Source organism: Rhizobacter sp. P3_B12 (assembly GCF_056402895.1).
On sequence record NZ_JBFUGN010001559.1, the window covers coordinates 1 to 859 of the forward strand.

Consider the following 859-nt stretch of genomic DNA (forward strand, 5'->3'; position numbering starts at 1 on the left):
GATCGATACCTTGTCGACCGTCGCCTGGCCGCGCGTGACGGTGCGCTGCTGCACGGTGCGGTCGGGCTGCAGCACGTAGACGTAGTCGCCGTCGCGGCCGTTGCGCAGTGCGGTGATCGGCACCACGACGGCGCCCTTCACGGTGTCGAGCAGCAGCCGCACGTTGACGAACTGGTTCGGGAACAGCGCGCCGCCCTGGTTCGGGAAGCGGGCCTTCGCGCGCACGGTGCCGGTGGTGGTGTCGACGAGGTTGTCGAAGGTGGAGAAGGTGCCGCTCTCGAGCTTGCTGGTGCGGGTGCGGTCGTAGGCGGCGACCGGCAGCTGGGCGCCGCTGGCGACGCGGGCCTGGATGGCGGGCAGGCGGTCCTGCGGGATCGAGAACGCGATGTCGATCGGTTCGGTCTGCGTGATCACCGCGATGCCGGTGGTGTCGCCGGACGACACCAGGTTGCCTTCGTCGACCGCGCGCAGCCCGATGCGCCCGCCCACCGGCGCGGTGATGCGGGTGTAGGCGAGGTTCAGGCGGGCGGTGCCTTCGGAGGCCTTGTCTGTCATCGCCRTGCCTTCGAGCTGCTTGACGAGCGCGGCCTGGGTGTCGACATCCTGGCGGGCGATGGAGTCCTGCGACAGCAGCGTCTGGTAGCGCTTCAGCGTGACGCGCGCGGCATCGAGCTGGGCCTCGTCGCGCAGGCGCTGGCCGCTCGCCTGCAGCAGCGCCATCTCGTACGGGCGGGCGTCGATGGTGGCGAGCAACTCGCCCTTCTTCACCACCTGGCCTTCCTTGAACATCACCTTGGTGAGCACGCCCGAGACCTGCGCGCGCACGGTGACGGTGGCGGCGGGGGTGACGGTGCCGAGC

The 859-nt window shown here is 70.4% G+C and carries 1 protein-coding gene; it reads right to left on the reverse strand.

What is annotated here, in order from left to right:
• On the reverse strand, positions 1-859 hold an 859-nt coding region (locus AC1D01_RS36850; RefSeq protein WP_477874784.1), incomplete at both ends, for an efflux RND transporter periplasmic adaptor subunit.